Below are 26,936 nucleotides of genomic sequence, written 5' to 3'. Positions count from 1 at the left end.
CGGGGCATCCAGCACGCCGCGACCTCTCCGTAGCCAACTGCCGTCTCTGGAATACTGGGTCACCCGCTTTCGCGGCCGATGACGACTGAGAATGCGGTGAGGCAGTCGCTGCCCTATACCTTCCCGTCCACAATCACCTCGATCAGCTTGGTGCCGGCGCGGTTGAAGGCGGAGGCGAAGGTTGGCTTCAGCTCCTTCGGGTCACTCACCTTGATCGCCTCGCATCCGAGTGACCGCGCAATCCCGACAAAATCCACCGGCGGGTCGACGAAATCCATGCCGACATAATTGTCATCGCGATGGAAGGCGAGCAGGCGCTGCTTGATGATGCGATAGCCGCCATTGTTGGCAATGACGATCGTGAGCGGCAGCCTGTGGTGGGCGGCGGTCCAGAGCGACTGGATCGAATACATCGCGCTGCCGTCGCCCGAGAAGCACACCACCGGCCGCGTAGGATTAGCCAGGCTGACGCCGACGGACGCCGGCAGGCCCCAGCCGATGCCGCCGGAGGCGAGGCCATGATAGCCGTAGCGGTCGCGATGCGGGCGCAGGCTCGCGAGCTGGCGAGCTGAGGTGAGGCCCTCGTCGACGAGGATCGCGTTGTCCGGCATCGCCTCGACCAGTTGCAGTGTCAGCCAATCGGGATCGATCGGCGTGCGGTCCCTCGCCTTCGTGATCTGCTCGACCAGCGCCGCGCGGCGCGCGGTCCAGTTCTTCGGCGCAAGTTCGGCGAGGCGTTCCTTCGCACGCCGCTCCAGCGCGGCGCCGCCCATCTGCTTCAACACCGCGATCAGCGCGCGCAGTGTCTCCTTCACGTCAGCCTTGAGCGCGATTTCCGTGCCAAAATTCTTGGCGATCTCCCAATCGACGAGGCCGACCTGAACGATGGGGAGTCCATCCGGCAGAGGATCGCCCTCGCTATAGACCGACATCCGTACGGGATCGCCGCCGAGCGCGATGAGCAGATCGTAAGGCGCGAGCGTATCGCGCGCCACCTTCTGGAGGCGCGCAAGCGTACCGACGAAGCTCGGGCTTTCCGAGAGGAAGTGCGCACCATAAGCCGTGGAGGATTGGTAGGCGGCCGCGCCCAGGAGCTCCGCGAGCTCGGCGGCCTCCTTCAGCGCATCGCTCTTGACCACTTCGTCCATGGTGACGATGACGGGACGCTCGGCCTTGAGGAGACGTGCGGCGAATGCCTTCATGGTCTCATCGGACGGCCTTGTGCGCGCATCGATGCGGGTGGAACGGCCAAGATCAATGCCCGCTTCGCTGTTGAGGATATCGCCGGGCAACGAAATGAACACCGGCCCCGTGGGCGGCGTGGTCGCGACTTTCGCAGCGCGGCGCACGATGCGCGGAAGATCCTCCAGCCGCGTCACCTCGACCGCCCATTTCACCAGCGGCTCGGCCATGCGCACCAGCGGACCATACAGCACCGGCTCCATCAGGCCGTGGCCCTGCTCCTGCTGGCCTGCGGTCAAAATCATCGGCGTGCCCGTGAACTGGGCGTTGTAGAGCGAGCCCATGGCATTGCCGAGCCCAGGCGCGACATGGACGTTGCAGGCGACGAGTTGTCCGGAGGCGCGGCTGAAGCCGTCGGCGATCGCGACCACCAGGCTTTCCTGCATCGCCATCACATAGGTGAGATCAGGATGGTCCTTCAGCGCATGCATGATCGGCAATTCGGTGGTGCCGGGATTGCCGAACAGATGCGTGATCCCTTCGTCCCGCAGCAGTGCGAGAAAGGCGGAGCGGCCGGTGATGCGGTTCTTCATGTTTCCTCCGGGCCTCGCGGACGTTGCCGGAGGGTCGGGGCATGATGGCCGAAGTCGAAGCATGCGCGCAAGGAAGCGCGGTCATGGCTGCGTTGCACCGGAGCGCGTAGACTGGGAACATCTGCTGCAGCGTGAACTCTTGAGGGGGACACAATGGCCTATGACGAGACCACCGCCGCACGCGTGCGCAAATTGCTGGCAGGCCAGCGCTACGTCGCGGAAAAGAAGATGATGGGCGGCCTCTGCTTCATGGTGAACAACACCATGTGCTGCACCGTCAGCGGGCGCGGCGGGATGCTGATCCGCGTCGGCCCCGAGGCGCATGCGCGCATGCTGCAGGAGCCGCATGCGAGCCCGATGGAGATGCGCGGGCGCATCATGACCGGCTTCGTCCGCGTCGCGCCGGAGGGTTACCAGATCGATGCCGAGCTCAAGAAATGGGTGAAGCGCGGGCTCGACTTTGTCGCTGCGATGCCGGCAAAGACCGCAGCGCGCAAAACTCCACCGCGAAAGGCCGCTTCAGCGAAAGCCAAGATCACGGCAAAGCCTAAAGCGCCTCCTCGCGGCCGAGCTCAAAAGGGTCCTCGCCGCTAGCGCGCTTCTTCGTTTTCGAGCGCTGCCAGACCACGCCGGGAAAGCCCTTCAGCGGCACCAGCGGCTCGCCGGTATAGGCCCATTCCTGGAGCTCCTCGATCGCGATGTGATAGAGCGGCTGGCGGCCGGTACGCTCGTTGAAGAGCGCGCGGGGAATGTTGACCATGTGCGGGCCGCGCGGGCGCTCATAGGCGATCGGCGTGCCGCAATGCGAGCAGAAGCTGCGCGCCGTCTTGGTCGCCTTGTCCTCGTAGCGGGTCAGCGCGGTCTTGCCCGACGTGATGCGGAAACGCTTCTTCCAGCTTCCGACGTAGGTCGCATAGGCCGCGCCGTGGGCACGGCGGCTCGATGCGGAGTGATCGTGCCAGGCCCAGCGCGCCGGCACGTCGATTTCGAAGGTGACCTTGCCGCAGAGGCATTGGCCGGTGGCGGTTCCTGCGGCGACTGCGGCTTTGGCCATGGTGTATCTCTCTCAACTGTCATTCAGGGAAGCGCCGAAAGCGCAGGCCCGGAATGACGAAGCAGGCTCATGCCGGCGTCAGCTCATCATAGACCGGATAATCCGTATACCCCCGCCGCCATAGAACGTCGCGCGATTGTAGGGCGTGACCGGATAGTCGTGTTGCAGGCGGCGCGGCAGATCGGGGTTGGAGATGAAGATGCGACCGAAGGCGATGAGGTCGGCACGGCCGTCGGCGATCGCGGCATTCGCAGTCTCGCCGGAGAAGCCGCCGGCGGTCATGAGGACGCCGCCATAGAGCGGACGGAACAGCACCATCGCCGATGGCACATTCTGCCAGTTGACCTCGGCGCGACCCGAGCCACTCGAGCGCGGCTCGATGAAGTGCAGATAGGCAAGGTCGTGCTTGTCGAGCGCAGACCGCCCCCTGCAGCGAATTTTCCGTCCCGCGAGATGCGGGAAGAGAATGAGGATTACGCTGTCTTGATCCAGACGGCCTTTACATTGAGATATTCCTCGACGTGCTGCTTGCCGGATTCGCGGCCATAGCCGCTCATCTTGTAACCGCCGAAGGGCACGGCCGGGTCCATCGCCTGGTAGCAATTGACCCAGACCGAGCCGGCACGCAGCGACTTGGCAACATGATGCGCCTTGCTGACGTCACGCGTCCACAGACCCGAACCGAGGCCGAACATCGTGGCGTTGGCGCGCTTGACGAGCTCGTCCATGTCCTTGAACGCGATCGCGGAGATCACGGGGCCAAAGATCTCCTCCTGCGCGATGCGCATGTTGTCCTGGACGCCCGCGAAGACGGTCGGCGAGACGAAGTAGCCTTTTGCAAGCGCACCCTCGGTCACGCGGCCACCGCCGGCGAGCGCCTTGGCGCCTTCCCTCTGGCCGACATCGAGATAGCCGGTGACGCGCTCGAGCTGCTGCTCGGAGACCAGCGGGCCGATCTGTGTGTTGGGATCGAGGCCGTTGCCGACTTGCAGTTTCTTGCCGAACTCGGCGACGCGACCGACGAACTCGTCGTAGATCGCCTGCTCGACGAACAGCCGCGTGCCGGCGCTACAGATCTGACCGGAATTGGCGAACACCGCCATCGCAGCGCCCGGCACGGCGGCATCGAGATCGGCGTCGGCAAACACGATGTCCGGCGACTTGCCACCGAGTTCGAGCGAGACGCGCTTGAGATTGCCGGCAGAAGCGCGGATGATCGACTGGCCCGTGATGTGCGAGCCGGTGAAGGCGACCTTGTCGACGTCGTGATGCGAGGCGAGCGCCGCGCCGGCGGTCTCGCCATAGCCGGGCACGACGTTGATGACCCCGGGCGGGACGCCCGCTTCCAACGCAAGCTCGGCGATGCGCAGCGAGGTCAGCGGCGCTTCCTCCGCGGGCTTCAGCACCACGGTGCAACCGGTCGCGATCGCAGGGCCGATCTTCCAGATCGTCGCGGTGAACGGGCCGTTCCACGGAATGATGGCGCCGACGACACCGACCGGCTCCTTCAGCGTGTAGGAGAAGATCTCGCCCGGCAGCGAGTTCTCGATGGTCTCGCCGTGGATGGCGGTCGTCTGCCCCGCGTAGTAGCGCAGCATGCCGAGCACGCGCAGCTTGTAGGAGCGCGTGCGGCTGACGGGCGCGCCCATGTCGAGCGTGTCGAGCTGCGCCAGTTCGTCAAAATTCTTCTCGATGAGATCGGCGAGCTTGAGCAGCAGATTCTGCCGCTCGAACGGCTTGACCTTGCTCCAGGACCCCTCGAAGGCGCTCCGCGCAGCCGCGACCGCGCGATCGATGTCTTCCTTGTCGCCCTCGGCGACGGTTGCGAGCAGTTCGCCGGTCGCGGGATTGCGGGTCTCGAAGCGCCTGCCAGAAGCCGCATCGACCCATTTGCCGTCGATCAGCATCTGCTTGTAGGACCCGTTGGCGAACGGATGGCGCGTGATCGGAATAGCCTGCGACACAGCCATGGCTGCACTCCCTCTGACGTCGTTGATTGGGCTCGATCTGGGCGGGATCGTTAGGTCGATAAAAATACAGCGATGCCAAATGGGCGTAAAGCCGGTCCGGAACGAAGACCTCCCATGCCGACTTGTGCATGGTCGCAAGATTGCCGTGCTATAGGTGGAGGCTGCTCTCGCCCCGCGCACTGTGATCAAGAGTGTCTCCATGCCGCACCCTGCCCTGTCAGCCAATAACGTTGCCGTGATAACGGGTGGCGGGTCCGGCATCGGATTCGCCGCCGCGGAACAGTTTGCGCGGCTCGGCATGAAAGTCTGCATCGCGGACGTCGATCCCGTGCGGCTGACGCAGGCCGAAACAAAACTGTCATCGATCGCATCCGGCGGCGCCGATCATGTGATGGCCGCCGTGGTGGATGTCAGCCGGCCGGAGAGCCTGACGGAACTGGAAGCCGCCGTGCAGAAACGCTTCGGCGGGACGGACGTGCTGATGAACAATGCCGGCATCCAGCCGGGCAGTACGATGTTCGGCAAGCCCGATACCTGGCAGCGCATCATCGGCGTCAACATGTGGGGCATCATCAACGGCGCGCGTATCTTTGCGCCCGGCATGATCGCGCGCGGCAAGGCCGGCCTCATCGTCAACACCGGCTCGAAGCAAGGCATCACCACGCCGCCGGGCGATCCCGCCTACAACGTCTCGAAGGCCGGCGTGAAGGCATTCACCGAGGCGCTCCAGCATGAGCTGCGCAACACCCGGGATTGCCGCATCACCGCGCACCTCTTGATCCCCGGCTTCGTCTTCACTGGACTCACCGCGCGCGGCCGCACCGAAAAGCCGACCGGCGCCTGGACGGCGGAACAAACCGTCGATTTCATGATGACGCGGCTCGAGGCCGGCGACTTCTACATCCTCTGCCCGGACAATGACGTGCCGCGCGAACTCGACGAGAAGCGCATGCTGTGGGCTGCGGGCGACATCGTCGAGAACCGGCCCGCGCTGTCGCGCTGGCACCCGGATTATGCGGAAGCGTTTGCCAAGTTTGTGAAGGGCGGTTAGTCCGACTGCGCGACCCTCATGGTGAGGAGCGCGGAACACGCGTCTCGAATCATGAGGTCCCACCACGGCCTGCATCCTTCGAGACGGCCGCTGCGCGGCCTCCTCAGAGGCTGTGAATCTTTTTGACTGCTCGCAAGCGGTATAGCCGAAAGCTGGTGCTGTGTGATTCTCTTGCGGTGATGGATTCGCAGGAGGGATGATGGCCGCTGATGAATTGTTTGGGGATCTGCCGGAGCAGGCAAAGCCGCAAGCCGGTGCGGCGCCGCTCGCAGCGCCGCGACTTCGTGAGCCCCAACGCGATCAAATCGAGTTGCGAGCAGTGGATATCGAGAGCCTGATCGGGGAAGACCATCCGGTGCGCCTGATCTGGTCCTATGTCGAGGAACTCGACCTGAGTGAGCTGGAGAACCGGATCAAAGCGCGGGGCGATCGGCCCGGTCACCCCGCGACATCGCCGCGGCTTTTGCTGGCGCTGTGGCTCTATGCCACCAGCGAGGGCGTCGGCAGCGCGCGCGCGTTGGAGCGGCTTTGCGAGAGCCATGACGCCTATCGTTGGCTGTGTGGCGGGGTGTCGGTGAACCATCACACGCTGGCGGACTTCCGGGTCGGTTGCGCCGACCTGCTCGACCGGCTGCTTTGCGAGCATTTGGCGGTGCTGGCGAAGGTCGGCCTCGTCAATCTGGAAACGCTGGCGCAGGACGGTGTTCGGGTCCGGGCCAGCGCCGGGGCCGCTTCGTTCCGGCGGGAGGCGACGCTCGATCGGCACCTGGCCTTGGCTGAGGCGGTGGTGGAAGACCTCAAACGCGAGGTTGACGCTCGTTCGGATGCTAGCAATCAGCGCATGAAGGCCGCCAAGGAGCGCGCCGCGCGTGAGCGCAGAGCGCGCGTCAAAGCGGCGCAGACGGCGCTCGCCGAAATCAAGCAGCAGCGCAAGGAGCGCGAAGAAAAGCGCGGCAACGGCAAGAAGCCGAAAGAGCCGCGGGCCTCCACGACGGACGCCGACGCACGGGTCATGAAGATGGCCGACGGCGGCTTCCGCCCCGCCTACAACGTGCAGGTGACGAGTGCCGCCGGCCAGCCGATCGTCGTTGACATCAAGGTCTGCAACACCGGGTCCGACCGCGGCCTGATGCGGCCCATGCTGGAGCGGCAGCGCGCGCGTCCTGGCGGGTTGCCCAAGGACCATCTCGTCGATGGCGGCTTTGGCAGTGCCGAGGACATCGAGTGGGCGCACGCCGAGGGCATCGATATCTTTTGCCCGCCCACTCAATCCAAGCACGGCACCGATCCCCATCTACCGCGACGCGGCGACGGCCCGGGGGTGTTGGCCTGGCGTGCGCGCATGGCGAGCGAAGAGGGCAAGGCCCGATACAAGCCCCGGTCGATTTGCGAGTGCATACATGCCCGCTGGCGCAACTGGGACCTGCGCCAATTGACCGTGCGCGGCTTCGAAAAGGTCCGCGCCGTCGTGCTCTGGTACGCCCTCGCCAACAACATCCTGCAAGGCAACCGCCTCGCTAGCGCATAGAGGAGCGTTCATCGACATCCCCCAACCTCGCCACAGCCGCCCAGCCCACGCGTTGCCACGACGAGGAACTGCCACATCCTTCGATGACCACGCAAAACGAGAAAGATTGGCAAGCTCTCAGGATGAGGGTCAAAGCATTGATGACGTTGAACCGCCTACAGCGTCTCTTGCCGATGCCCGCATTCCTTGCACGCGAACTTGACGCGGCTCTGGCCCTTGGGGGCCTGCACCCGGTTCGGCGCGCCGCACTTGCCGCAGACGGCCTCGATGCGGGTCGTGCCCTGCTTGACGACGATGTTCTTCTTTTCCATCGTCTCGCGGATCAGGCGCTCGGCCTCCTCGCGCAAGGATTGTTTCGACAAAGCTCATCTCCGCCATGAATGCGGGCGAGCCTTATCGCACCTGCGTTGAAATCACAATCCGCAAAGCACCCTCACACCTCTACGATCACATAACTGTCTTCAATATGTACCGGGAAGGTCTCGGCAACATATGGGCCCTTCTGCAACTCCCCGCCGCGCTCCACCGCGACCGGATAGGAGCGCACCTTCACCCGCGTCGGATCGAACCAGGACTGGCCGTTGCGCATGTCGAATTCCCAGCCGTGCCAGGGGCAGCGCAGCGGTTCGCGTCTTCGCACCCGCAACACGTGTTCCCCGGCAAGTTCACGCGCGCTCAAGAACGCTCCAGCGATTGACTAAAATTTCACCTGTCGCACGACGCCACCTGCGCTTAGCTTTCGCACGGCATCCAGCCCTACCCTCCCCGGAGTCTCCCATGCCCCTCCTCATTCGCGGCGGCACCGTCATCAACCATGATCATTCGCGCCGTGCGGACGTGTTGGTCGACGGAGAATCCATCGTCGCAGTTGGCGCGTCGATCGATACGCCGGCGGGCACCGAAATGATCGACGCCGGCGGCTGCTTCGTGATGCCGGGTGGCATCGATCCGCATACCCATCTCGAAATGCCGTTCATGGGCACGGTCACGGCCGATGATTTCGAATCCGGCACGAAAGCGGCGCTCGTCGGCGGCACCACCATGGTGGTGGATTTCTGCCTGCCCGATCCCGGCCAATCGATGCTCGCGGCCTACCAGGAGTGGCGTCGCAAATCCGAGAAGGCAGCGAGCGACTACGGCTTCCACATGGCAGTGACGTCATGGTCGAAGCAAATCTTCGACGAGATGGAGACCGTGGTCAAAACCTACGGCATCAACACCTTCAAGCACTTCATGGCCTACAAGGGCGCTCTGATGGTGAACGATGACGAACTCTACAACTCGTTCGCGCGCTGCGCCCATCTCGGCGCCATGCCAGTGGTTCATGCCGAGAACGGCGACGTCGTCGCGCTGATGCAGGAGGCATTGATCGCGCGCGGCATCACCGGCCCCGAAGGCCACGCCTATTCGCGGCCGCCGGAGGTCGAGGGCGAAGCCACCAACCGCGCCATCATGATCGCGGACATGACCGGCACGCCGGTTTATATCGTGCACACCAGCTGCCGCGAAGCGCACGAGGCGATCGCACGGGCGCGCGCGGCGGGAAAGCGGGTCTATGGCGAGCCGCTGATCCAGCACCTGCTGCTCGATGCCGGCGAATATGCCAGCAAGGACTGGGACCATTCTGCGCAGCGCGTGATGTCGCCGCCGTTCCGCGACAAGTCGCACCAGGACAGCCTATGGGCCGGCCTGCAATGCGGCTCGCTCCAGGTGGTCGCGACCGACCACTGCGCCTTCACGACCGAACAGAAGCGGTTCGGCCGCGAGGACTTCCGGAGAATCCCGAACGGCACCGGCGGCCTCGAAGACCGCCTGCCGCTGCTGTGGACCGCGGGCGTTACGACCGGGCGGCTGACGAAGGAGGAGTTCGTCGCGGTGACCTCAGCCAACATCGCCCGCATCCTCAACATCTATCCGCGCAAGGGCGCGGTCGCGGTCGGTTCGGATGCCGACCTCGTCGTATGGGACCCCAAAGCGCGCAAGACGATCTCTGCAAAACGCCAGATGAGCCGTATCGACTACAACGTGTTCGAGGGATTCGAATGCACGGGCGGACCGGCCGTAACGGTCTCGCGCGGCCGGATCGTCTGGAAGGACGGAAACCTGCGCGCCGAAGCCGGCGACGGCCGCTATGTCGAACGACCGGCGTTTTCGCCGGTGCATGTGGCCAATTCGACCTGGAAGGAGTTGACTGCTCCGCGCGGCGTCGAACGCGGTGCGGTGACGCCGTAAGGATGCGACGCCATGAAGCGTGGCTGATGGCAATGCGCCTTGCTACTTGATGCGAAATCTCCTTCGCTGAGGTAATGATGAGTGTTTCGTCTTTTGATCTGACCCGCCGCAACGTCGTGCTTGGTGGCCTGGGCATTGCCGGACTGACGGCGATCACGCCGCGCGTTGCCTGGTCGCAGGCGCGTTCGGAGACACTGCTGGTCGTGCAGGAGCTGGGACCAAACTCGCTCGACATGCATGGCGTCGGCTCCAACCAGACCGTCAACGGCCTGTCCTGGAACTGCTACGATCGCCTCTTGACCTATGCGTCCAGGACGCTGCCGGACGGCATGCCATCCTATGATCGCGAAAAGCTCGCGCCTGAACTCGCCGAGAGCTGGGAGGTCGCAGCCGACGGAATGTCGTGCACCTTCAAGCTAAGGCAGGACGCAAGATTTCACGACGGGACACCGGTCACGGCGAAAGACGTCAAATGGTCGTTTGACCGTGCGGTGAAGGTCGGCGGCTTTCCGACCTTTCAGATGTCGGCGGGATCGCTGGAAAAGCCCGAGCAGTTCGTGGTCGTCGACGACCATACTTTTCGGATCGACTATATCCGCAAGGACAAGATGCTGCTGTTCAACGTGGCGGTCGTCGTTCCCTTCATCATCAACTCCGAACTCGCCAAAAAGAACGCAACGCCCGAGGACCCCTGGGCGCTGGCCTGGCTCAAGAACAACGAGGCTGGCGGCGGAGCCTACAAGGTCGAGAGCTGGAAGCCCGGCAGCGAGACCGTGTTGAGGCGGTTCGACGACTGGAAGAGCGGACCGTTGCCACAGATCAAGCGCGTGATTGCCCGCGACGTTCCTTCCCCCGGCACGCGCCGCGCGATGCTCGAGAGGGGTGATGCCGATCTCTCGAGCGGATTTGCGCCTCGCGATTTCGAGCAGATCATCAGGGAAGGCAAGGTCAAGGTGTCGGGCGTTCCGATCCCCAACGCGCTCTGGTACGTCGCGCTGAACACCGCAAGACCACCGTTCGATAACGTCAAGCTGCGGCAGGCACTCGCATGGGCAATGCCCTACGAGCAGATCCAGACCAGCGCGTTCTTTGGGCGCGCCGTCCCGATGTACGGCGGACCAGCGGATGTCTCAAAGGCGGTCTGGCCGCAACCGTTTCCTTACGTCACCGATCTCGACAAGGCCAAGGCCCTGATGAAAGAGGCTGGATTTGAGGCAGGCCTGGAAACGACACTGTCGCTCGATGCGGGCACCGCCACGGTCGGTGAGCCGACGGCCATTCTGATCCAGGAGAGTCTCGGCAAGATCGGAATCAAGGTATCGATCGACAAGATTCCCGGTGCAAGCTGGCGCACGACGTTGAACAAGAAAGAGCTGCCGCTCGCGCTCAACCGCTTCAGCGGCTGGCTGGATTACCCCGAATACTATTTCTACTGGAACTTTCACGGCAACAACTCGATCTTCAACATCTCCTCGTACCAGAACAAGGCCATGGACGCGCTGATCGACAGAGCGCGGTTCATCGCGGATGCGGCGGAGTATGAAAAGACCGTGAAGGATTTCATCGCGCTCTGCATGCGTGACGTTCCGGTCGTTCCGCTCAACCAACCGATTCACGACGTTGCCATGCAAAGGGGCGTCACCGGCTACGAGTTCTGGTTTCACCGTGAGCCGGACTATCGTCAGTTTGCGAAAGCCTAGTTGACTTCGGCCCAGCCCCTGAGGACATCCGTTCCAGCCGCGCGTGCAGGACGTCATGCTTGCGCAGCTCGGCCCCAGATGCGCAGCTGACATCAACAGCGACGGCAAGCACCAGAAGATGACGAGCAGCTTGCCCGTGGCCCAACCCCAATGCCCGCGGCGAACGAGGGCGATGGCGATCGCGATGCTCGCGGCGACGAGCGCGATGTTTCCCGCGCCACGCACTGCGAGCAGATATGGATCGTTCTTGTTCGCCGCAGCGAAAGCCAGCGCGAGCGGGGCCAGCCAGAGCAGGATGAGACCGATACGACGTGACGTGTGAATTGCATGAAAGGTGACACGTGCGAAGCAAAGGATGCATCGCACCTATCAAAGCGTCCTGCGCAGCGCGAGCGGCGAAACCGCGTCTGCACGAAAACTGCACGAAACTCCTGAAGACGTGCAGAGCGCATTCCCGACATCTGCACATCGCCCGTCCAAGCTCATGCCGTCACCATCCGCGAGAAGGTCTTCGACATGTCAAGCCCGGCATCAGCCGCCATCGCCGGCGTCCGACAGGATCTTTGATGCCTTCTTCACCACCCGACGGGAATCGGGCGGTACCGGAATGGGGCTTGCGATTGCGCGCGCCGTGATGGCGAGCCATGGCGGATCGATCGAGCTGAAGCCGACCGACGAGGGCGCGGCGTTCGAGCTGCAGTTTCCAGCGGCTTAAGCCGCGATGAGATGGGGCTGAATCGTCATCGCACGTTAGGCTGTTGTTCGAGCATGATTTCCGCGCAAACGCGTCGCGCGTTTGTCGCGGGGAACCGCTGCACACTTTCCGCTAGCACGGCCCTTCGGGTCCTGATGATGCCGTGCCGCCTCAGATCGCGAACACCCAGGCGGCGACGATGGTGCCGATCGTGACCAGGCCCGCGATGGTCCAGCCCGCGGCATATTCCAGCTCGGGATGTCCGGTCGCCCGCATGATCTCGCTTGGATCGGCCGTGTGCCTCCACTGCTCTGCCATGACAGCCTCGCACGTTTTTGTGCTTGTCCCATTAAGTCGCGCGAGGGGGGATTTGGTTCCATCACGGAAATGCGAGGAGCCGCGCAGTGACGTGTAGCAGGACTGCTTTCCTACCGCCGGTAGCGTGCCAGACTGCGTGGGCGCATTCCCCGGCAGGAGGGACGCATGGCCGACAGCAAGTCCAAACGGGGCAGGGCGGACTGCGCCCTGGTTGCGTTCGGCGAGCGCTACGAGGTCGCCTACTGGTCGAAGAAGTTCGCCGGCGTGCCGGCGGATGGCGCCGCGGGATCGAACTTCGAGAGCCTGTCGAAGCTGAACTGCACGATCGATCTGAACGCCATCCGCCGGAAGGACGGCAGCGGCGCGAGCTGCTCGTTCCAGCCGGGGAATTAGGGCGCGCCGTCAAATCGCCCCAACGGCAATCAATAAGGCTCATTGACGGGCCAAGCCGGAACGCGAGCCGGCGCTTGAGCGCAGCACGGCACATAACAATGAAGCACTATCTCGCATTTTTCCTTTTGCTGACCAGCACGACGGCCTTCGCGCACGGACTGTTTCCCGCCCCGTCGCAACCGCCATCCGATCTGATGCGCACGGGCCTCACTGATACGGACTCCTCCGCCGGCGGCACGGGGCGGCTGTGCGATCAGGTTTCGTTCTCGCGGGGCCTGCGTTATGGCGACAGCGAGCAGAATGTCCTTGACGTCGCGACCAGCGAGACCAAGACGGCAACGTTGCAGCCGATCCTGCTGTTCGTGGCCGGCGACAGCTTCACCGGCGACGGCGCCGCACCCGACACGGCGCGCGAGTTCCAGGACGAGGCGATGTGCTTTGCCGCGCGCAACGGCATGGTCGGCGTGCGCGTGAACTACCGCCTTGCACCGGCCGCCCCTTGGCCTTCCGGCGCACGCGACGTCGCGGCCGCCCTGTCGTGGATCCACCAGAATGTCGATCTCTTCAACGGCGATGCCCGTGAGATCGTCGCGGTCGGCTATGCCGCCGGAGCCTTTCACGTCGCGAGCCTGCTCGCGCATCCGGAATTGCAGGGCACCGACACAGACGTTGCCGGAGTCGTGCTGATCTCCGGCATTTATCGCGCGGGTAAGGACGCGAGTGACAGCGAGAGGGCCTATTTCGGCTCCGACCCCGCCCAATATGACAAGCGCTCCGCCTTTCCGGGCATCCTCAATGTCGAGGAACCGATCGTGCTGGCCTGGGCCGCGGTCGACCCGGCGGGCCTGGTGACGCAGGGCGAAGCGCTGAAGCAGGCGCTTTGCGGCGCCGGCCACTGCCCGCGCACGACCATCCTGCGCAGCCGCGATGGCATCGCCTCCGTCTTCGGACTCGACGGCTCCGCCGACAGCCTCGCCGAGCCGACGCTGCTGCTGGTCCGCCAGCTCGAGGCGCGCGGATTGCCGTAGCCGGCCGCCCTCGACGTGTCAGCACGGCTGCCGCTTGCGTAGGCGGCGCTCGGGACACAGGAATGACAAACCCTTGACCTAGATCAAGCGACTTTGATGCCGATTGAGCCGACCTCCATGAGGGTCCAACATCCAGGTGTCGAACATGCGTGTGACCGGCAGGATGCTGTTCGCGTTGGTGGTCGCCGTCGTCTCGCTGGGCGCCATGTCACAGCAGCGTGCCGAGGATCCGGCGACCGACTCCGAGATTCGCATCGGCAACATCATGCCCTATTCGGGCCCGCTTGCGGAATTTGGCGCGATCGGCAAGGCGGAGGCGGCCTATTTCGACATGATCAACGAGCGCGGCGGGATCAACGGCCGCAAGGTCCGCTTCATCACGCGTGACGACAATTCAGATCCTGCGACCGCGCTGGAGCTGACGCGCGGACTGATCGAGAAGGACGACGTGCTGTTGATGTTCGGCTCGTTCGGCACGCCCGGCAATCTCGCCACGCGCTGGTATCTCAACCAGCGGAAGATCCCGCAGCTCTTCGTCGCGTCCGGCGACGAGGAGCTGAGCCGACCCAGGGCGTTTCCCTGGACGATGGGCTGGCAGCCCTCCTACAAGGCGGAGGGGCGCATCTATGCCAATTACATCCAAGCCTATTATCCCGCGCGCAAGATCGTCGTGCTCTGGCAGAACGACCAGTTCGGGCGCGATCTGTTCAAAGGCATCGAGGAAGGCTTGGGCGACCTCAACCGCTTCGTCATCGTCGATATCGCCTTCGACATTACCGACGAGCATCTCGAAGGGCACGTGTCGATCCTGAAGCGCGCGGGCGCGGACATCTTCGTCTTTCTCGGCGTATCCTCGACGGCATCCCAGGTGATCAAGCTCGCGGCCAGTCTCAACTGGCACCCCGTCTTCATCGTGAACGACGCCTCCGCCTCGATCGCCAACGCGCTGGCCCCGGCTGGCATTGAAAATTCCGCTGGTGTGATCTCGGCGGCCTTCCTGAAGGACCCGAGCGACCCGGCCTGGCGTGACGATCCCAGCATGAAGGACTGGTTCACCTTCATGGACAAGTACCATCGTATAGAAAGCACGAACAACAATGCCGCGCTCTATGGCTATGCTGCGGCCGAATCACTCACGCAGGTGTTGAAGCAATGTGGCGACGATCTGTCCCGCGAGAACATCATGCGGCAGGCCTCGTCTCTCAGGGACAATCAGCCCTCGGTCGCATTGCCCGGCATCAAGATGAACACGTCCCCGGACAACTACCTGCCGATCAAGCAGATGCGGCTCGAGCAGTTCGACGGCCGCTCCTGGCAGTCGTTCGGCGATGTGATCGAGACCGCGTTCACGGAAGGCCGCAAGCACTGACCGGCCTTACGCAGGCTTGAGCGCGGCCAGCGCGCTTTCGAGCAGCCACGCAACATGCGGCGGCACAGCAAACGCGGGCCAGCGCACCCCCATTTTTGGGAGTCGCAGCAAGGCGCCTTTTCGTTTCATGACAGATGTTTAAGATCGGCACGGACCTGCATCCGCTCCGCCGGGAGACACTCTATGACCGAGACCATCCGCATCACGCGCTTTGTCGCGCGCCCCGTCATCGTGCCGATGAACCTGCCGCTCCAAACCTCGACCGGCGCCGTCGCCAGGGCACCATTGGTGCTGATCGACTGCGAGACCGACCTAGGCGTGCGCGGCCATGCCTATCTGTTCTCGATCACGCCCTCCGCCTTGAAGCCGCTGACCGCGATGGTCGGTGAGATGGCCGATATGATCGCCGGCGACGAGCTCCTGCCGTTCGAGATCGAGCGCAAGCTGACCCAGCGCTTCACGCTGCTGGGGCTGGCCGGCCTGCAACGCCTGGCGCAATCCGGCATCGACATGGCGGCCTGGGACGCGCTGGCCCGCACCAAGGGCCTGCCGCTCGCGCGCCTGCTTGGCGGCGCACCGAAGCCGGTGCGCGCCTATAATTCGAAGGGGCTCGGCATCATGCCGGCCGGTGCCGCCGTGGACGACGCGCAAAAACTGCTGGCCGAAGGCTTTCACGCCGCAAAGATCCGCGTCGGTCGCCCCGAAGCGCGGGAGGACCTCAGTGTGGTGCGCGCGGTGCGCAGGGCGGTCGGCGATCAGGTGACGCTGATGTGCGACTACAACCAGGCGCTCACGGTTGCCGAGGCCATCCGCCGCGGCGAGATGCTCGACGACGAGGGTCTGCTCTGGATCGAGGAGCCGATCCGGCATGACGACCATGCCGGCTGCGCCCGCGTCGCGGACGCGCTCCGCACTCCCGTTCAGATCGGCGAGAATTTCGACAGCGCCTTTTCGATGCTGTCAGCGCTTTCCGCCGAGGCCTGCGACTTCGTGATGCCCGACGTGCAGCGCATCGGCGGCGTCACCGGCTGGCTGCGCGCCGCCTCTCTAGCGCATGCCGCCGGCATCGAGATGTCGACGCACCTGTTCTCGGAGGTGAGCGCGCATCTGCTTTGCGTCACGCCGACGGCGCATTGGCTGGAATATGTCGACTGGGCCGACGCCGTGCTGGCAACGCGACTGACGATCAAGGACGGTTTTGCATTGCCGAGCGAGGAGCCCGGCAACGGCATTGCGTGGGACGAGGCGGCGGTGAGGAAATACTTGGCCGCTTGAGGTTCAGTTTGACTCTCGGCCAATAGGTCAAGGGTACTGACCGATGGCTCGAGTTCCGAAAATTGACCAAACAGGCCCGCACTGACCATCGTGCGGCCATGCTTTGGTCAAAACTGGATTGAGTGCTTGGCGGGGTCTTCGACGCGGTGAACCGCAACCGCCCTCTTTCGGATGACACCGGACCGCGGTTAGGTCCCGCCACCGCATATTGAGGTGGTCACCGCAAAAGGTTTGTGATGGAAAGGGCAAGGTTTGGCAAGGCCGAGATCATCGCTTTTGGTGGCATTCGGGATGCGGCATCTTACTTGGTCGAGCTCTTAGTAGTCGCCGCGATTTACATTGGCCTTGCCGAGTCCGCGCTGCTACTACCCGCGATGAACCCCGCCGCGACCCCGTTGTGGCCACCGACCGGGTTTGCGCTCGCACTGGTCCTGCTGCGCGGCTACCGCATTTGGCCCGCGATCTTGTTGGGGGCCGTTTCTCCTTACCTCATGGCCGACCGGTCGCTCCTGGAGTCCGGCTCCGTCGGGATTGGCGCTCTCCTCGCTGCGTTTGCCGGGACATGGCTGATTAGTCGCTGGTCGAATGGTCGCCAGACGTTTGCCACTCCCTCTGGCATCGCAAAATTTGCAGTCATTACGTTTGTGCCGACCACGGTGATTAGTTCAACCATCGTCGTGGCGGGATTCGTTCTCGCCACGACACTCAATCTTTCCGATTCTGTCGTCACATGGTTAGCCTGGTGGCTTGCAGACGCGGCTGGGACATTGGTGATTGCGCCGGTCGTCGTGCTCTGGGCGATGCTGCGTCCACGCAGCTCTTCGAAGTGGGATCCATGGGAATCGATCGCGCTCTCTGCTCTCGTGAGCATCATCGGGATCGTTGCTTACAGCCCGCTCATCGGCAGCGACCTCATCAGCAATGACCTCAATGTGCCGCTGCCGCATCGGAGCCTTCTAGGGTTTCTGGTTTTGCTGCCCCTGATGTGGGCTGCTTTGCGTGGTAGTCGGTGTGGCGTGGCTACGGCCGCGCTTATTTTCCTCGGAACCGCCGTGTGGGGTTTCTCGGCGGGTAACGATCCATTTCCGAAAACGGATCCAGATGGATCGCTATTGACGCTGTTCGTGCTTTCGATTGCCGTGTCCGTGCCGCCTCTTGCTTTGGCCGCTGCAATCGCGACACGCCAAGACGTTGAAGTCCACTTGCTTTCGCTTCAGGACCAACTGAGCCGTCAGATTGAGCGGAAAAACCTGGCACTCGACAGCGTTAGACGCCACTTCCAGATTCTTATCGAGGGCGTCGTCGATTACGCAATTTTTGCCCTTGATAAAGAGGGGCACGTTACAAGCTGGAACAGCACCGCACAAAAAATCATCGGCTACACCCCGGAAGAAATTATCGGCAAGCATTTTGGGATTTTTTACCGACCGGATGAACGCCGCGCAGGTTCCCCAGCCCGTGCATTGGAGTCGGCGATCCAAGAAGGCAAGCACGAAGTCGAGGGTTGGCGGATCAGGAAAAATGGCACGCCATTTTTCATCACCGGCTCGGTGTCTGTGAGCGTTGACGAGGCAGGGAATCTGATCGGTTTCATCAATATACTCCGCGATGCAACCGAGCGACGTGACGCGGAGGAAAAACTGTTCCAGGCTCGCGAACAGCTCGCGATGTCGCAGAAGATGGAGGCAATCGGCAAACTGACCGGCGGGATTGCACACGATTTCAACAATCTATTGATGATCATTGGAGGCAGTGCTCAGATCTTTGCCCGCCTGCTTGATCCAAAATTACCAAAAGCGATCGAGGCCATTCAGACCGCAGCCAAGCGCGGAGAGAGTCTTACTCGCCAATTGCTGACATTCTCGCGCCATCAGCATCTTAGCCCGACGGTCGTTGATCTGAATGCTTCCATAAAGAACATGCGCACGATGATCGAGAGCTCACTGCGCGGCAATATTGTGTACAACGAAAATATTGGCGAGAATGTTTCGCCGGTTAAGGTGGACCTTGCCGAACTGGAGCTTGCGATTGTCAACATCGCCGTTAACGCTCGCGACGCAATGCCAAACGGCGGCACGTTCACCTTGTCTGTGAATGCCGTGACCGCAGATCGAACAATTGGCGATCGTCGACCGGGAGAGGCCTTCTTTGCGATAGCGTTTAGCGATACAGGCACCGGAATTCCGCCAACTCTTCTGTCCAAGATGTTCGATCCATTTTTCACAACCAAAGAAGTTGGCAAAGGAACCGGACTCGGCTTGTCCCAAGTTTATGGATTTGCCCACCAGGCTGGCGGAACGGTGACTGCGGACAGCAAGGTTGGACAGGGAACAACGATCACGGTGTACCTGCCGTCATGTGCAGACGAGCAGATCACCAGCAAAGAGCATTCCGCTGCCAGAGCGAAATCACGGCATCCACAGCGCCAGACTGTTCTCGTTGTCGACGACAGCGCTGATGTGGCGGAAGTGACATCGTCGCTGTTCGAACATCTGGGCTATGAGACCATCTATCGAGATTCAGCCGAAGCGGCGCTAAAACTGCTCGAAGCCGGCACGAAGATCGATCTCGTCTTCAGCGATATCGTCATGCCAGGCACCATCGATGGCGTCGGTCTCGCGAGAGAAATACGGTCGCGTTATCCGAACTTGCCCATAGCCCTTACGACCGGGTACAGCGACGCGGCAAAAGCAGCTCCTTCAAGTCTAAGAATACTTCGCAAGCCGTTCGATACCGAGGCACTAAGAGAATTTATCCAGGAGATTGCGCCGCCGAGATCAATGAAATCACCCGGCTTGTCTTTGGCGTCAAGCACAGCCGACGCCTCGCGCAGAAATTGATCAGCCGCGCGCATTGGGGCCTGGAATTGATCAGGGCGATTTCCTGGATGTCGCAGACGTCACGGCAGCTCGGCTGCCCTCTTCAAGCCGCAATTTGCCAATGCCGTGCCGTAACTTTGTGAGCGCACGAGATCGTGCAAGGCCGACCGGCCCCGCCAATCGAGGTTGACATGAGCGATCCGATCTTCCGCAGAAGCGACGGCGTGTGGCTGAATGAACCGGAACGATGGACCGCGCAGGGCGAGGGCCTCCAGATCGTCACTGACAACGCCACCGATTTCTGGCGGGAAACACATTACGGCTTCAACCGCGACAGCGGGCATTTCCTGGGCTTCCCGACCGGCGAGGCGTTCACTGCCGAGTTGCATGTACGGGGCGACTTCCAGGCGCTTTACGACCAGGCGGGCATCATGGTGCGCATCGACGCGGAGCATTGGGTGAAGGCCGGTATCGAGTTTTCAGACGGACGCGCCATGCTTGCGAGCGTGCTGACCGACGGACGATCCGATTGGGCGACGGCGCCCTATGAGCGGGATCCCCGTGACTTCCGAGTGCGCGCAACCGTCGCAAACGGTGTCCTTCGCCTCCAGGTTTCGGCCGACGGCGAGCTTTGGCCACTGATGCGCCTGGCGCCATTTCCCAGGGCGAACTCCTATCTGGCGGGTCCGATGGCCTGCACGCCCGAGCGGGCCGGGTTGAAGGTCGCTTTCCCGACATTCCGCCTGACACCGCCGCTCGGCAAGGACCTGCACGATCTCGGGTGAGCGCCGGCCCATCGTGCCGCGAGCAGGTTTCACAGCATGCCTCGGCCCGCTGCGTACTTCTGGATCTCGACGGAACGCTCGTTGATTCGTAGACGCAAGCGCGCCGGAAACAGGCTAAGTGCTACCGCGCTTCCGCGCCGGGAATTCGCTTGCGCGCCGCCCTTCGCTCGATCCACATGCAGCGGCGGGCGGCTCGGCCCGAGCGCGCAACGCCGGACGTCCCCTGGCCGGCCAGCAGCAGCGGCGCGACGTTTTCGCGCAGCGCGCGGCAGCGCTCGAGCTCGGCCCGCCAATCGATGATCCGGGCCTCGGCGCCCGACGCAATCAGCACCGCTACCGCAACATATGCTGCTTTCATTGATCGCTCGCCGACGCGCATCGTGGAAGAAATGACAAGTGCAGTTTGTGCCAGACCGTCACGCCCTGACGGAACACCCCGTGTCATCTGACGAACACCTTGCGATGACCACAATAGGTGCATTCGATATCACCTTCTACCATAATGTGTGCGGGCGATTCGAGGGGGGAGATGAGCGGGATTGGGGACGATGCCGAGCTGGAAAAAATCGTGGAACGAGGAAGACATCAGGAAACTCAAGTCGCTCGCAGGCACCATGCCGGTGACGATGATTGCGAAGGAGCTCGGCCGCACGACCGGCACGGTACTCGCAAAGGCCTTGGAGCAGAACATCTCTGTCAGGCACCGGGCGGACGAGGTGGCTTAACGCCCGTCAGCGCGCGGAATCTGGCCTACTAGATAAGCGAGGTGTCTGCCGGATAGGTCAGATGGCCTGCGGGCTGGATGCATGCGGCCGGATTGATCTCTGCCGGTTCGACCTGGCCGGGACCAAGGATGTGATACACGCTCTCGCCCGCTGCAAGCAGATAGTCGGTGATGATCCGCCGGTGACACCGCCACCACAGCGTCTCCGCGCACATGATGGCACAACGGCGCTTGCGCCCGAGTGCGCGTAGATGCGCAAGGCCCTCTCGAAAGGTCTCGCTTGTGGCGTAATCGGCGTAGTTGTGAAAGCTCTGGTTCTGCCAGAAGGCATTGGTCTCTTGCGGCAACTCGGGCTGACGGCCGCGCAGTCCGCCGAGCGAAGCGATGTGCTCGTAGCCGATGGAATAGGCCTCGATCGATTGCGGCAGGATGTCCCGATTGTATTGCGGATTGGTGCGCGAGCGTGGAACGGTGCGAACGTCGGCAACGAGCGCAACGTCGGCATCTTGCAACAGCTGGACGAACACATCGATGGGCCGGGTCGCGTGGCCGATGGTGAAGAATGGATGAGCCATGCGCGGCCCCGGTTCCTCAGCTCGCCCCGCTCACGTGCGCAACAGCCGCAGCGCCCGGCCCTTGTGGAGCGCGACGTGATCGGTCTTGTCGCTTCTGATCTCGTATTGCGGATCGTCAGGGCTCGCGTGATGGACATAGCCCTTGTAGGTCACGTCCTTCCGGTGCACGCGCAGGATGTGGCCACGCACGCGACCGGCCTCGGAATTCCAGCTCACGTGATCGCCCGTCTTGAAGGTTTTCGGCATGGCAAATCAATGCCGGGTGCCGTCAGCCAGTTCCAAGCGGCCGCACGCCCCGTCAGTCTTCGCTTTCGCTTCGCTCAAGCTACACCGGACACGCTTCGTATTGATGAATTTGGCTGTCGCAAGGAAAGTCGGGGCTCGCCGAGCCGTAGCTCGCGGACAAAAAGCCCGCCTGCGCCCGTTTGGGCTTCGGCGCGGCATCCTTCTCTCGCTTCGCGAGCGAAGGATGGTGGGCACGACAGGGATCGAACCTGTGACCCCTACCATGTCAAGGTAGTGCTCTCCCGCTGAGCTACGTGCCCTAGAGGTCCAAAGAAAATCGGGTGCGGTCCCTATAACGGCTCAGGGGACCATGCGCAAGGACGGAAGGCGACCGACTTAGGCCGCCAGCATCTTATTCACTTCGCTCACCAATTCCCGCAGATGGACCGGTTTGGACAGGACCTTGGCGTTCTTGGGGGCCTCCGAGTCCGAGTTCAGGGCCACCGCGGCGAATCCGGTGATGAACATGATCTTCATGTCGGGATCGAGTTCCGAGGCCCGCCGGGCGAGCTCAATGCCGTCCATCTCCGGCATTACGATGTCGGTCAGCAGCATCTCGAACGGCTCTTCCCGCAGCCGCTGATAGGCCGACATGCCGTTGTCGTGGGAGGAGACCTGAAAGCCGGCGTTTTCCAGCGCCTTGACCAGGAAGCGGCGCATATCGTTGTCGTCTTCGGCGAGCAGGATTTTTGGCATGGCAGGAAACGTCGAATCCCCGGAAGCTACTGTCGTGTTCACTAAGCCAGACAGAGGGTAAATTTCGGGTGAAAGATGCCCCTTGGCCCCCGCACGGCGCGCCCTTTGTGAACCGGAATGGGGCACGAATCAATCGAGTCCCGCACCCGTATGCTTGCACGGTTACGTCACGTTCCAGCGCCGCATCCGTACTTTTCACTTGGCAGAATGGTTGCGATTCCTGACAATGACCGCACATAAGAGCCTCGCTTTGCCGGCCTGTTCGAGTCCAATCCGGATTGTCGCGGATACAGAGGGACGAAACTGACCAAGATGACCCGGTTTGACGGCGACTTGTCGCCACCGTTCGAGATCATCGAGCCTACCGTGTGGCGGGCGCCGATCATCTTCAACTCGCCCCATTCCGGGTCGGTCTATCCGGACGATTTTCTGGCGGCCTCGCGCATCGACCTGCCGACGCTCCGCCGCTCGGAAGATTCCTTCATGGACGAGCTGATCGGGCATTTGAGCGCGCGGGGCTTTCCGGTCGTGCGCGTCAATTTTCCGCGCTCCTATGTCGACGTGAACCGAGAGCCCTACGAGCTCGATCCGCGGATGTTCGCCGGTCGGCTGCCGAGCTTTGCCAATACCCGTTCCATGCGCGTTGCGGGCGGGCTCGGCACCATTCCGCGCGTCGTCGGCGACGGCCAGGAGATCTATCGCGACCGGATCGCGGTCGACGACGCACTGGCGCGAATCGAGACGCTCTACAAGCCGTATCACCGCGCGCTGAGGCGGCTGATCAACAAGGTGCACCAGATGTTCGGCACCGTGGTGGTGGTCGACTGCCACTCCATGCCGTCGGTCGGCGTCTCCCGCGACGAGCCGCGCCGGCCCGATGTCGTGATCGGCGACCGTTACGGCACGAGCTGCACGCCGCTGCTTCCCGATCGTGTGGAGGAGACCTTGAGCGGGCTCGGCTATTCGGTCGGACGCAACAAGCCCTATGCCGGCGGCTTCATCACCGAACACTACGGCAATCCAGCGAGCGGCCTGCACGCGGTGCAGCTCGAGCTCAACCGCGCGATCTATATGGAGGAACGGCGGCGCGAGCGCGGCCCGCGCTTCGATCAGGTCGCGGCAGATTTCGCGATTCTGTCGGATGTGCTCGCCACGACCATTCCGTTCGGTGATCTCGGCCCATTCCAGGCTGCGGCCGAATAAGCGGCTATATTTTTCCAGCCCATCGCAGGTCGCGACGGCGGCCACATCAACACGCGATCCGATTTTCGCTTCGCGCCGATGCGCGCATCGAAACGAAAACGATCGACGCGAAAAATGGGCAAGAAAAAAGGGCCGCTTGTTATGAGCAAGCGGCCCAAGTCTAGGGAGGAAACGCCCAAGGAGGGCAGCGGTAACGCGAGGCGCTACCGCACCGCAACAATATGAGGCTGCGCTGCACAAAGTGCAAGGGCTTTTGAGCCGTTTCCCATGCAAAAAACACAGAGCTCCAATACCCCCGCAGAAACCCGGATTCAGTTTCTTTGATAAGGAATTTCAATTGGTTGACTGTCGTTTGCATACCAACAAGGCATGCCGGGAACTAAGTTCTCAAACCCATGATCGATATTTGGTCAGCGGATGGCTCGACAGGCTGGCCAGAGGCTGCATCCAAAATACCGGGGTGCAATTCAAGAGAGCGCTGCCAGAGCCCCTCGATTTGAGCTAGGCAATAGCCCAGTATTCGTTTTGCTTTCGGGTCCAAGGGACGGGTTCGTGACGGTGATCGATTTCTCAGCCTTCATCGGACGGCTTGCCACCGCCTCCGGCGAAACCATCCTGCCGTTCTTCCGCACCTCGCTGTCCATCGACGACAAGAGCAAGACCAAGGATTTCGACCCCGTCACCGAGGCCGACCGCGCCGCGGAGGCGGTGATGCGGCGGTTGATCAAGGCCAACTTCCCCCAGCACGGCATCGTCGGCGAGGAGTTCGGCAATGAGCGGGAGGACGCCGACTACGTCTGGGTGCTCGACCCCATCGACGGCACGAAGTCCTTCATCGGGGGCTTTCCGATCTGGGGCACGCTGATCGCGCTATTGCACAGGGGCATGCCGGTGTTCGGCATGATGCACCAGCCCTTCATCGGCGAGCGGTTTTACGGCGACAACGGCTCGGCCAATTATAAAGGCCCCTCCGGCGAGCGCCGCCTGCAGGTCCGCCGCTGCGCCTCGCTTGCCGAAGCGACGACCTACACCACGAGCCCGCTTCTGATGAACGAGCGCGACCGCGCCGTCTTCGGCCGCATCGAGCAGGGCGCGCGCCTGTCGCGCTATGGCGGCGACTGCTACTCCTATTGCATGCTGGCCGCCGGCCACGTCGACCTCGTGGTCGAGACCGAGCTGAAACCTTACGACATCGCGGCGCTGATCCCGATCGTCACCGGCGCCGGCGGCATCGTCACCACCTGGGAGGGCAAGCCGGCGCAAGGCGGCGGCCGCATCATCGCCGCCGGTGATCCTCGCGTGCACGAAGAAGCGCTAGGACTCCTCAACCAATAGCAAAGCCTGACGCGGTGGTGAAGCGGAAGCTCCGGCACAAGGCGCGACACTCATCGGCGATAGCCCGGAGCATTTTGGGCAGTTCTTAGCGGACGAAACCGCGAAATGGGCGAAGGTGATCAAGGACGCTAGGCGTGGAAACGGCCAAGTAGCCACGAGCACACATGCGTTCCCTCCCCCCTTGCGGGGGAGGGTTAGGGAGGGGGATGCCACACGGCGCACTCTCTCCGTCTGCGTGAACCCACGCGCGTAGTTCTTGACGACTGATAGACCTTTTCCTGGGCGCCTCCCTCCCCTACCCTCCCCGCAAGGGGGGAGGGAGTCGAGAAGAGTGCGGCGGACCACCGTTCTCACATCGCCGCTGCACGGAGATGCTCAACCAGCATCTTCGCCGGCCTTGCCAGCGTCTTGAAACTCCGCGCGCAGATCACGAGCTTGCGGTTGGCCCAGGCATCGCGCAGGCGGACCATGGCGATCGGCATCGTTTTCGCGCAGCGCCGGACGGCCGCTTCCGGTACCAGCGCGACGCCGACATCGGCGGCGACCATCTGGCAGATCGCATCGAAATCACGCAAGCGCGCGCGGAAATGCGGGCGCATGCCGAGCCGCGCGGCGTGTTTGGAGATGTGCACCTGGAGCGCGGTGGCGCTGGTCAGTCCGACGAAATCACAGCTGCCCGCCTCCTCGAAATCGATCTGGCGGCGGCCGGCGAACGGGCCGCGCCGCGACGTCACCAGCGTCAGGCGGTCCTCGCTGAAGGGGAAGCGCTCGATGTGATCCGGCAACGCGTGCTCGGCGGCGAAGCCGAGATCGGCGGCGCCCGCGGTGATAGCGGCCGCGATATCGGTACTCTCGCGCTCCTCGATGTCGATGGCGACGTCGCGATGCTCGCGCAAGAAGCCCGCGAGCGCCTTCGGCAGATGCTCCGACAGCCCCGAGGTGTTGGCGAGGAAATGCACGCTCGCCCTGACCCCGCTGGCAAAGCCAGCAAGATCGCCGCGCATTGCCTCGACCTGGTGGATGACGAGCCTTGCGTGATCGAGCAGGCTTTCGCCGGCAGGCGTCAATTCCACCCCGCGCCGCCCGCGCTTCAGAAGCGCAACGCCGAGAGCGTCCTCCAGGCCCTTGATCCTCGCGCTTGCGGAGGCCAGCGCCAGATGTGAGCGCTCAGCGCCGCGGGTGATGCTGCGCTGATCCGCCACCGCGATGAAGAGCTGGAGGTCGACGAGGTCGAATCGCACGGAACACATCTCCTTTAGCCTTCGCTTTGAACGAAGGCTGTCTCCGTAACCTCCAGATTGTGCCTTGCCCGCCCATCGGTCAATGTGGCCGGCATGATCGACCCGCTCATCATTCTAATTGCCGCCGTCTTCCTGCTCGCCGGATTCGTCAAGGGCGTGATCGGGCTCGGCCTGCCGACCGTCTCGATGGGGCTGCTTGCGGTGACCATGGCGCCGGGCCGGGCGATCGCCATCGTCATCGTGCCGGCGATCATCACCAACATCTGGCAGACCTTCGTCGGCCCCTACCTCCTCGACATCCTCAGGCGGTTGTGGCCGTTGATGCTCGGCACCGTGATCGGGAGTTGGCTCAATGCCGGCGCGCTGACCGGCCCCTATGCGCGCTACGGCACGGTGGTGCTCGGCCTGTTGCTGGTGATCTACGCGATCATCGGGTTGAATAAGTTCCAGTTCCGAGTCGCGCCGAGGAACGAGAAATGGGTCGGCGGCGCCGTCGGCGTCGTCACCGGCGTGATCTCAGCCTCGACCGGCGTGCAGGTGATCCCATCGATGCCGTTCATGCAGGCGATCGGCATGGAGAAGGACGAACTGGTGCAGGCGCTCGGCGTATTCTTCACGGTCGCAACGCTCGCGCTCGCATTCAACCTCACCGCGGGCGGGCTGCTCACGCCGGCCAACGCCGTGCCGGGCGTCGTCGCCATGGCGTGCGCTTTTGCCGGCATGTTCATCGGCCAGTCGCTGCGCTCGAAGATGCCGGCCGAGACATTTCGCCGCTGGTTTTTGATCGCGATGATCCTGCTCGGCCTCTACCTCGTCGGTAGCGCGCTCGCGAAGGTGTTTGTCTAGCTAACGCACGATCCGGAAGAGTGTGCAGCGGGTTTCCGAA

At 63.0% G+C, this 26,936-nt stretch carries 26 protein-coding genes, 1 tRNA gene and 4 pseudogenes; 18 read left to right on the top strand and 13 right to left on the bottom strand.

Annotated features, from left to right (window positions below):
* Window positions 1-113: 113 nt before the first annotated feature.
* Window positions 114-1,775, bottom strand: a complete 1,662-nt coding sequence (locus tag QA640_RS08150) for a thiamine pyrophosphate-dependent enzyme (protein WP_283040190.1) — start codon at window positions 1,773-1,775, stop codon at window positions 114-116.
* A gap of 153 nt (window positions 1,776-1,928) precedes the next feature.
* Here QA640_RS08150 and QA640_RS08145 point away from each other — a divergent pair, with 153 nt between their 5' ends.
* A complete protein-coding gene (locus QA640_RS08145) occupies window positions 1,929-2,369 on the top strand; it encodes a TfoX/Sxy family protein (RefSeq protein WP_283040189.1) in 441 nt (146 codons plus the stop codon).
* Here the strand turns inward: QA640_RS08145 and QA640_RS08140 are convergent.
* From QA640_RS08140 to QA640_RS08130, 3 genes and pseudogenes are all read right to left on the bottom strand, one after another.
* Window positions 2,323-2,829: a GFA family protein gene (locus tag QA640_RS08140; RefSeq protein WP_283040188.1), complete on the bottom strand. Its 507-nt coding sequence runs from the start codon at window positions 2,827-2,829 to the stop codon at window positions 2,323-2,325. The genes QA640_RS08145 and QA640_RS08140 overlap by 47 nt on opposite strands.
* 67 nt (window positions 2,830-2,896) lie before the next feature.
* A pseudogene (locus tag QA640_RS08135) lies at window positions 2,897-3,246 on the bottom strand (alkene reductase); the annotation flags it as partial.
* Window positions 3,247-3,302: 56 nt separating this feature from the next.
* Window positions 3,303-4,799 carry an aldehyde dehydrogenase family protein gene (locus tag QA640_RS08130; protein WP_283040187.1) on the bottom strand — a complete coding sequence of 499 codons (1,497 nt, stop codon included), beginning with the start codon at window positions 4,797-4,799 and terminating at the stop codon, window positions 3,303-3,305.
* A gap of 199 nt (window positions 4,800-4,998) precedes the next feature.
* On the opposite strand from QA640_RS08130, the gene QA640_RS08125 reads away from it, so the two are divergent.
* Window positions 4,999-5,850 carry an SDR family NAD(P)-dependent oxidoreductase gene (locus tag QA640_RS08125; protein ID WP_283040186.1) on the top strand — a complete coding sequence of 284 codons (852 nt, stop codon included), beginning with the start codon at window positions 4,999-5,001 and terminating at the stop codon, window positions 5,848-5,850.
* A 196-nt stretch (window positions 5,851-6,046) separates the two neighbouring features.
* Complete coding sequence (locus QA640_RS08120; RefSeq protein WP_283037042.1) at window positions 6,047-7,378, top strand: IS1182 family transposase; 1,332 nt, start codon at window positions 6,047-6,049, stop codon at window positions 7,376-7,378.
* Between the two features lie 155 nt (window positions 7,379-7,533).
* Here QA640_RS08120 and QA640_RS08115 read toward each other — a convergent pair whose 3' ends face one another.
* Both QA640_RS08115 and QA640_RS08110 read right to left on the bottom strand, forming a co-directional pair.
* Entirely contained in the window at window positions 7,534-7,740 is a 207-nt protein-coding gene (locus QA640_RS08115; protein ID WP_283040185.1) for a hypothetical protein, read from the bottom strand.
* Window positions 7,741-7,811: 71 nt separating this feature from the next.
* A pseudogene (locus tag QA640_RS08110) lies at window positions 7,812-8,000 on the bottom strand (Rieske 2Fe-2S domain-containing protein); the annotation flags it as partial.
* A gap of 155 nt (window positions 8,001-8,155) precedes the next feature.
* Here QA640_RS08110 and hydA point away from each other — a divergent pair.
* The 4 genes and pseudogenes from hydA to QA640_RS08090 form a co-directional block, all read left to right on the top strand.
* A complete protein-coding gene (gene hydA / locus QA640_RS08105; RefSeq protein ID WP_283040183.1) occupies window positions 8,156-9,610 on the top strand; it encodes a dihydropyrimidinase in 1,455 nt (484 codons plus the stop codon).
* 77 nt (window positions 9,611-9,687) lie between these two features.
* Window positions 9,688-11,310: an ABC transporter substrate-binding protein gene (locus QA640_RS08100; protein WP_283040182.1), complete on the top strand. Its 1,623-nt coding sequence runs from the start codon at window positions 9,688-9,690 to the stop codon at window positions 11,308-11,310.
* 150 nt (window positions 11,311-11,460) lie between these two features.
* Complete coding sequence (locus QA640_RS48260; RefSeq protein ID WP_349253698.1) at window positions 11,461-11,625, top strand: hypothetical protein; 165 nt, start codon at window positions 11,461-11,463, stop codon at window positions 11,623-11,625.
* Between the two features lie 238 nt (window positions 11,626-11,863).
* Window positions 11,864-12,025: pseudogene (locus QA640_RS08090) on the top strand (ATP-binding protein); the annotation flags it as partial.
* Between the two features lie 150 nt (window positions 12,026-12,175).
* On the opposite strand, the gene QA640_RS08085 reads toward QA640_RS08090, so the two are convergent.
* Window positions 12,176-12,322, bottom strand: coding sequence for a hypothetical protein (locus tag QA640_RS08085; protein ID WP_283040181.1), 147 nt, complete (start codon window positions 12,320-12,322; stop codon window positions 12,176-12,178).
* 165 nt (window positions 12,323-12,487) lie between these two features.
* On the opposite strand from QA640_RS08085, the gene QA640_RS08080 reads away from it, so the two are divergent.
* The 6 genes from QA640_RS08080 (at window position 12,488) to QA640_RS08055 (ending at window position 19,991) form a co-directional block, all read left to right on the top strand.
* Window positions 12,488-12,715 carry a DUF3606 domain-containing protein gene (locus QA640_RS08080; protein ID WP_283040180.1) on the top strand — a complete coding sequence of 76 codons (228 nt, stop codon included), beginning with the start codon at window positions 12,488-12,490 and terminating at the stop codon, window positions 12,713-12,715.
* Between the two features lie 98 nt (window positions 12,716-12,813).
* Window positions 12,814-13,743, top strand: coding sequence for an alpha/beta hydrolase (locus QA640_RS08075; protein WP_283040179.1), 930 nt, complete (start codon window positions 12,814-12,816; stop codon window positions 13,741-13,743).
* Window positions 13,744-13,888: 145 nt separating this feature from the next.
* A complete protein-coding gene (locus QA640_RS08070) occupies window positions 13,889-15,112 on the top strand; it encodes an ABC transporter substrate-binding protein (RefSeq protein ID WP_283040178.1) in 1,224 nt (407 codons plus the stop codon).
* A gap of 183 nt (window positions 15,113-15,295) precedes the next feature.
* Window positions 15,296-16,387, top strand: coding sequence for an enolase C-terminal domain-like protein (locus QA640_RS08065; protein ID WP_283040177.1), 1,092 nt, complete (start codon window positions 15,296-15,298; stop codon window positions 16,385-16,387).
* 236 nt (window positions 16,388-16,623) lie between these two features.
* Entirely contained in the window at window positions 16,624-19,227 is a 2,604-nt protein-coding gene (locus tag QA640_RS08060; protein WP_283040176.1) for an MASE1 domain-containing protein, read from the top strand.
* A gap of 170 nt (window positions 19,228-19,397) precedes the next feature.
* Window positions 19,398-19,991 (top strand): DUF1349 domain-containing protein, encoded by a 594-nt coding sequence (locus tag QA640_RS08055; RefSeq protein ID WP_283040175.1) that lies wholly within the window; start codon window positions 19,398-19,400, stop codon window positions 19,989-19,991.
* Between the two features lie 121 nt (window positions 19,992-20,112).
* Here the strand turns inward: QA640_RS08055 and QA640_RS08050 are convergent, their stop codons facing one another.
* Window positions 20,113-20,349, bottom strand: a complete 237-nt coding sequence (locus QA640_RS08050) for a hypothetical protein (protein WP_283040174.1) — start codon at window positions 20,347-20,349, stop codon at window positions 20,113-20,115.
* 190 nt (window positions 20,350-20,539) lie between these two features.
* Between QA640_RS08050 and QA640_RS08045 the strand changes: the two genes are divergently transcribed.
* The gene (locus QA640_RS08045) at window positions 20,540-20,716 is read left to right on the top strand and encodes a hypothetical protein (RefSeq protein ID WP_283040173.1); all 177 of its coding nucleotides are present in this window, start codon (window positions 20,540-20,542) and stop codon (window positions 20,714-20,716) included.
* Between the two features lie 28 nt (window positions 20,717-20,744).
* Here QA640_RS08045 and QA640_RS08040 read toward each other — a convergent pair whose 3' ends face one another.
* The 4 genes from QA640_RS08040 to QA640_RS08025 form a co-directional block, all read right to left on the bottom strand.
* Complete coding sequence (locus QA640_RS08040) at window positions 20,745-21,290, bottom strand: DUF488 domain-containing protein (protein WP_283040172.1); 546 nt, start codon at window positions 21,288-21,290, stop codon at window positions 20,745-20,747.
* A gap of 30 nt (window positions 21,291-21,320) precedes the next feature.
* On the bottom strand, window positions 21,321-21,536 hold the full coding sequence (locus tag QA640_RS08035) for a DUF2945 domain-containing protein (protein ID WP_283040171.1): 216 nt from the start codon (window positions 21,534-21,536) through the stop codon (window positions 21,321-21,323).
* 224 nt (window positions 21,537-21,760) lie between these two features.
* Window positions 21,761-21,835: transfer RNA gene (locus QA640_RS08030), tRNA-Val, on the bottom strand.
* Between the two features lie 76 nt (window positions 21,836-21,911).
* Window positions 21,912-22,271 carry a cell cycle two-component system response regulator CpdR gene (locus tag QA640_RS08025; protein WP_283042746.1) on the bottom strand — a complete coding sequence of 120 codons (360 nt, stop codon included), beginning with the start codon at window positions 22,269-22,271 and terminating at the stop codon, window positions 21,912-21,914.
* A 312-nt stretch (window positions 22,272-22,583) separates the two neighbouring features.
* Between QA640_RS08025 and QA640_RS08020 the strand changes: the two genes are divergently transcribed.
* The 3 genes and pseudogenes from QA640_RS08020 to QA640_RS08010 form a co-directional block, all read left to right on the top strand.
* Window positions 22,584-23,474, top strand: a complete 891-nt coding sequence (locus QA640_RS08020; protein WP_283040170.1) for an N-formylglutamate amidohydrolase — start codon at window positions 22,584-22,586, stop codon at window positions 23,472-23,474.
* Window positions 23,475-24,026: 552 nt separating this feature from the next.
* Window positions 24,027-24,809 (top strand): histidinol-phosphatase, encoded by a 783-nt coding sequence (gene hisN / locus QA640_RS08015; RefSeq protein WP_283040169.1) that lies wholly within the window; start codon window positions 24,027-24,029, stop codon window positions 24,807-24,809.
* Between the two features lie 34 nt (window positions 24,810-24,843).
* Window positions 24,844-24,961, top strand: a pseudogene (locus QA640_RS08010) (tripartite tricarboxylate transporter substrate binding protein); the annotation flags it as partial.
* A gap of 198 nt (window positions 24,962-25,159) precedes the next feature.
* Here QA640_RS08010 and QA640_RS08005 read toward each other — a convergent pair.
* Window positions 25,160-26,050 carry a LysR substrate-binding domain-containing protein gene (locus QA640_RS08005; RefSeq protein WP_283040168.1) on the bottom strand — a complete coding sequence of 297 codons (891 nt, stop codon included), beginning with the start codon at window positions 26,048-26,050 and terminating at the stop codon, window positions 25,160-25,162.
* 93 nt (window positions 26,051-26,143) lie between these two features.
* Between QA640_RS08005 and QA640_RS08000 the strand changes: the two genes are divergently transcribed.
* Window positions 26,144-26,896, top strand: coding sequence for a sulfite exporter TauE/SafE family protein (locus QA640_RS08000; RefSeq protein WP_283040167.1), 753 nt, complete (start codon window positions 26,144-26,146; stop codon window positions 26,894-26,896).
* Window positions 26,897-26,936 lie beyond the last annotated feature (40 nt).

Origin of the sequence: Bradyrhizobium sp. CB82 (assembly GCF_029714405.1) — a bacterium.
Lineage (GTDB): Bacteria > Pseudomonadota > Alphaproteobacteria > Rhizobiales > Xanthobacteraceae > Bradyrhizobium.
This window is presented reverse-complemented; position numbering and strand designations above follow the sequence as displayed.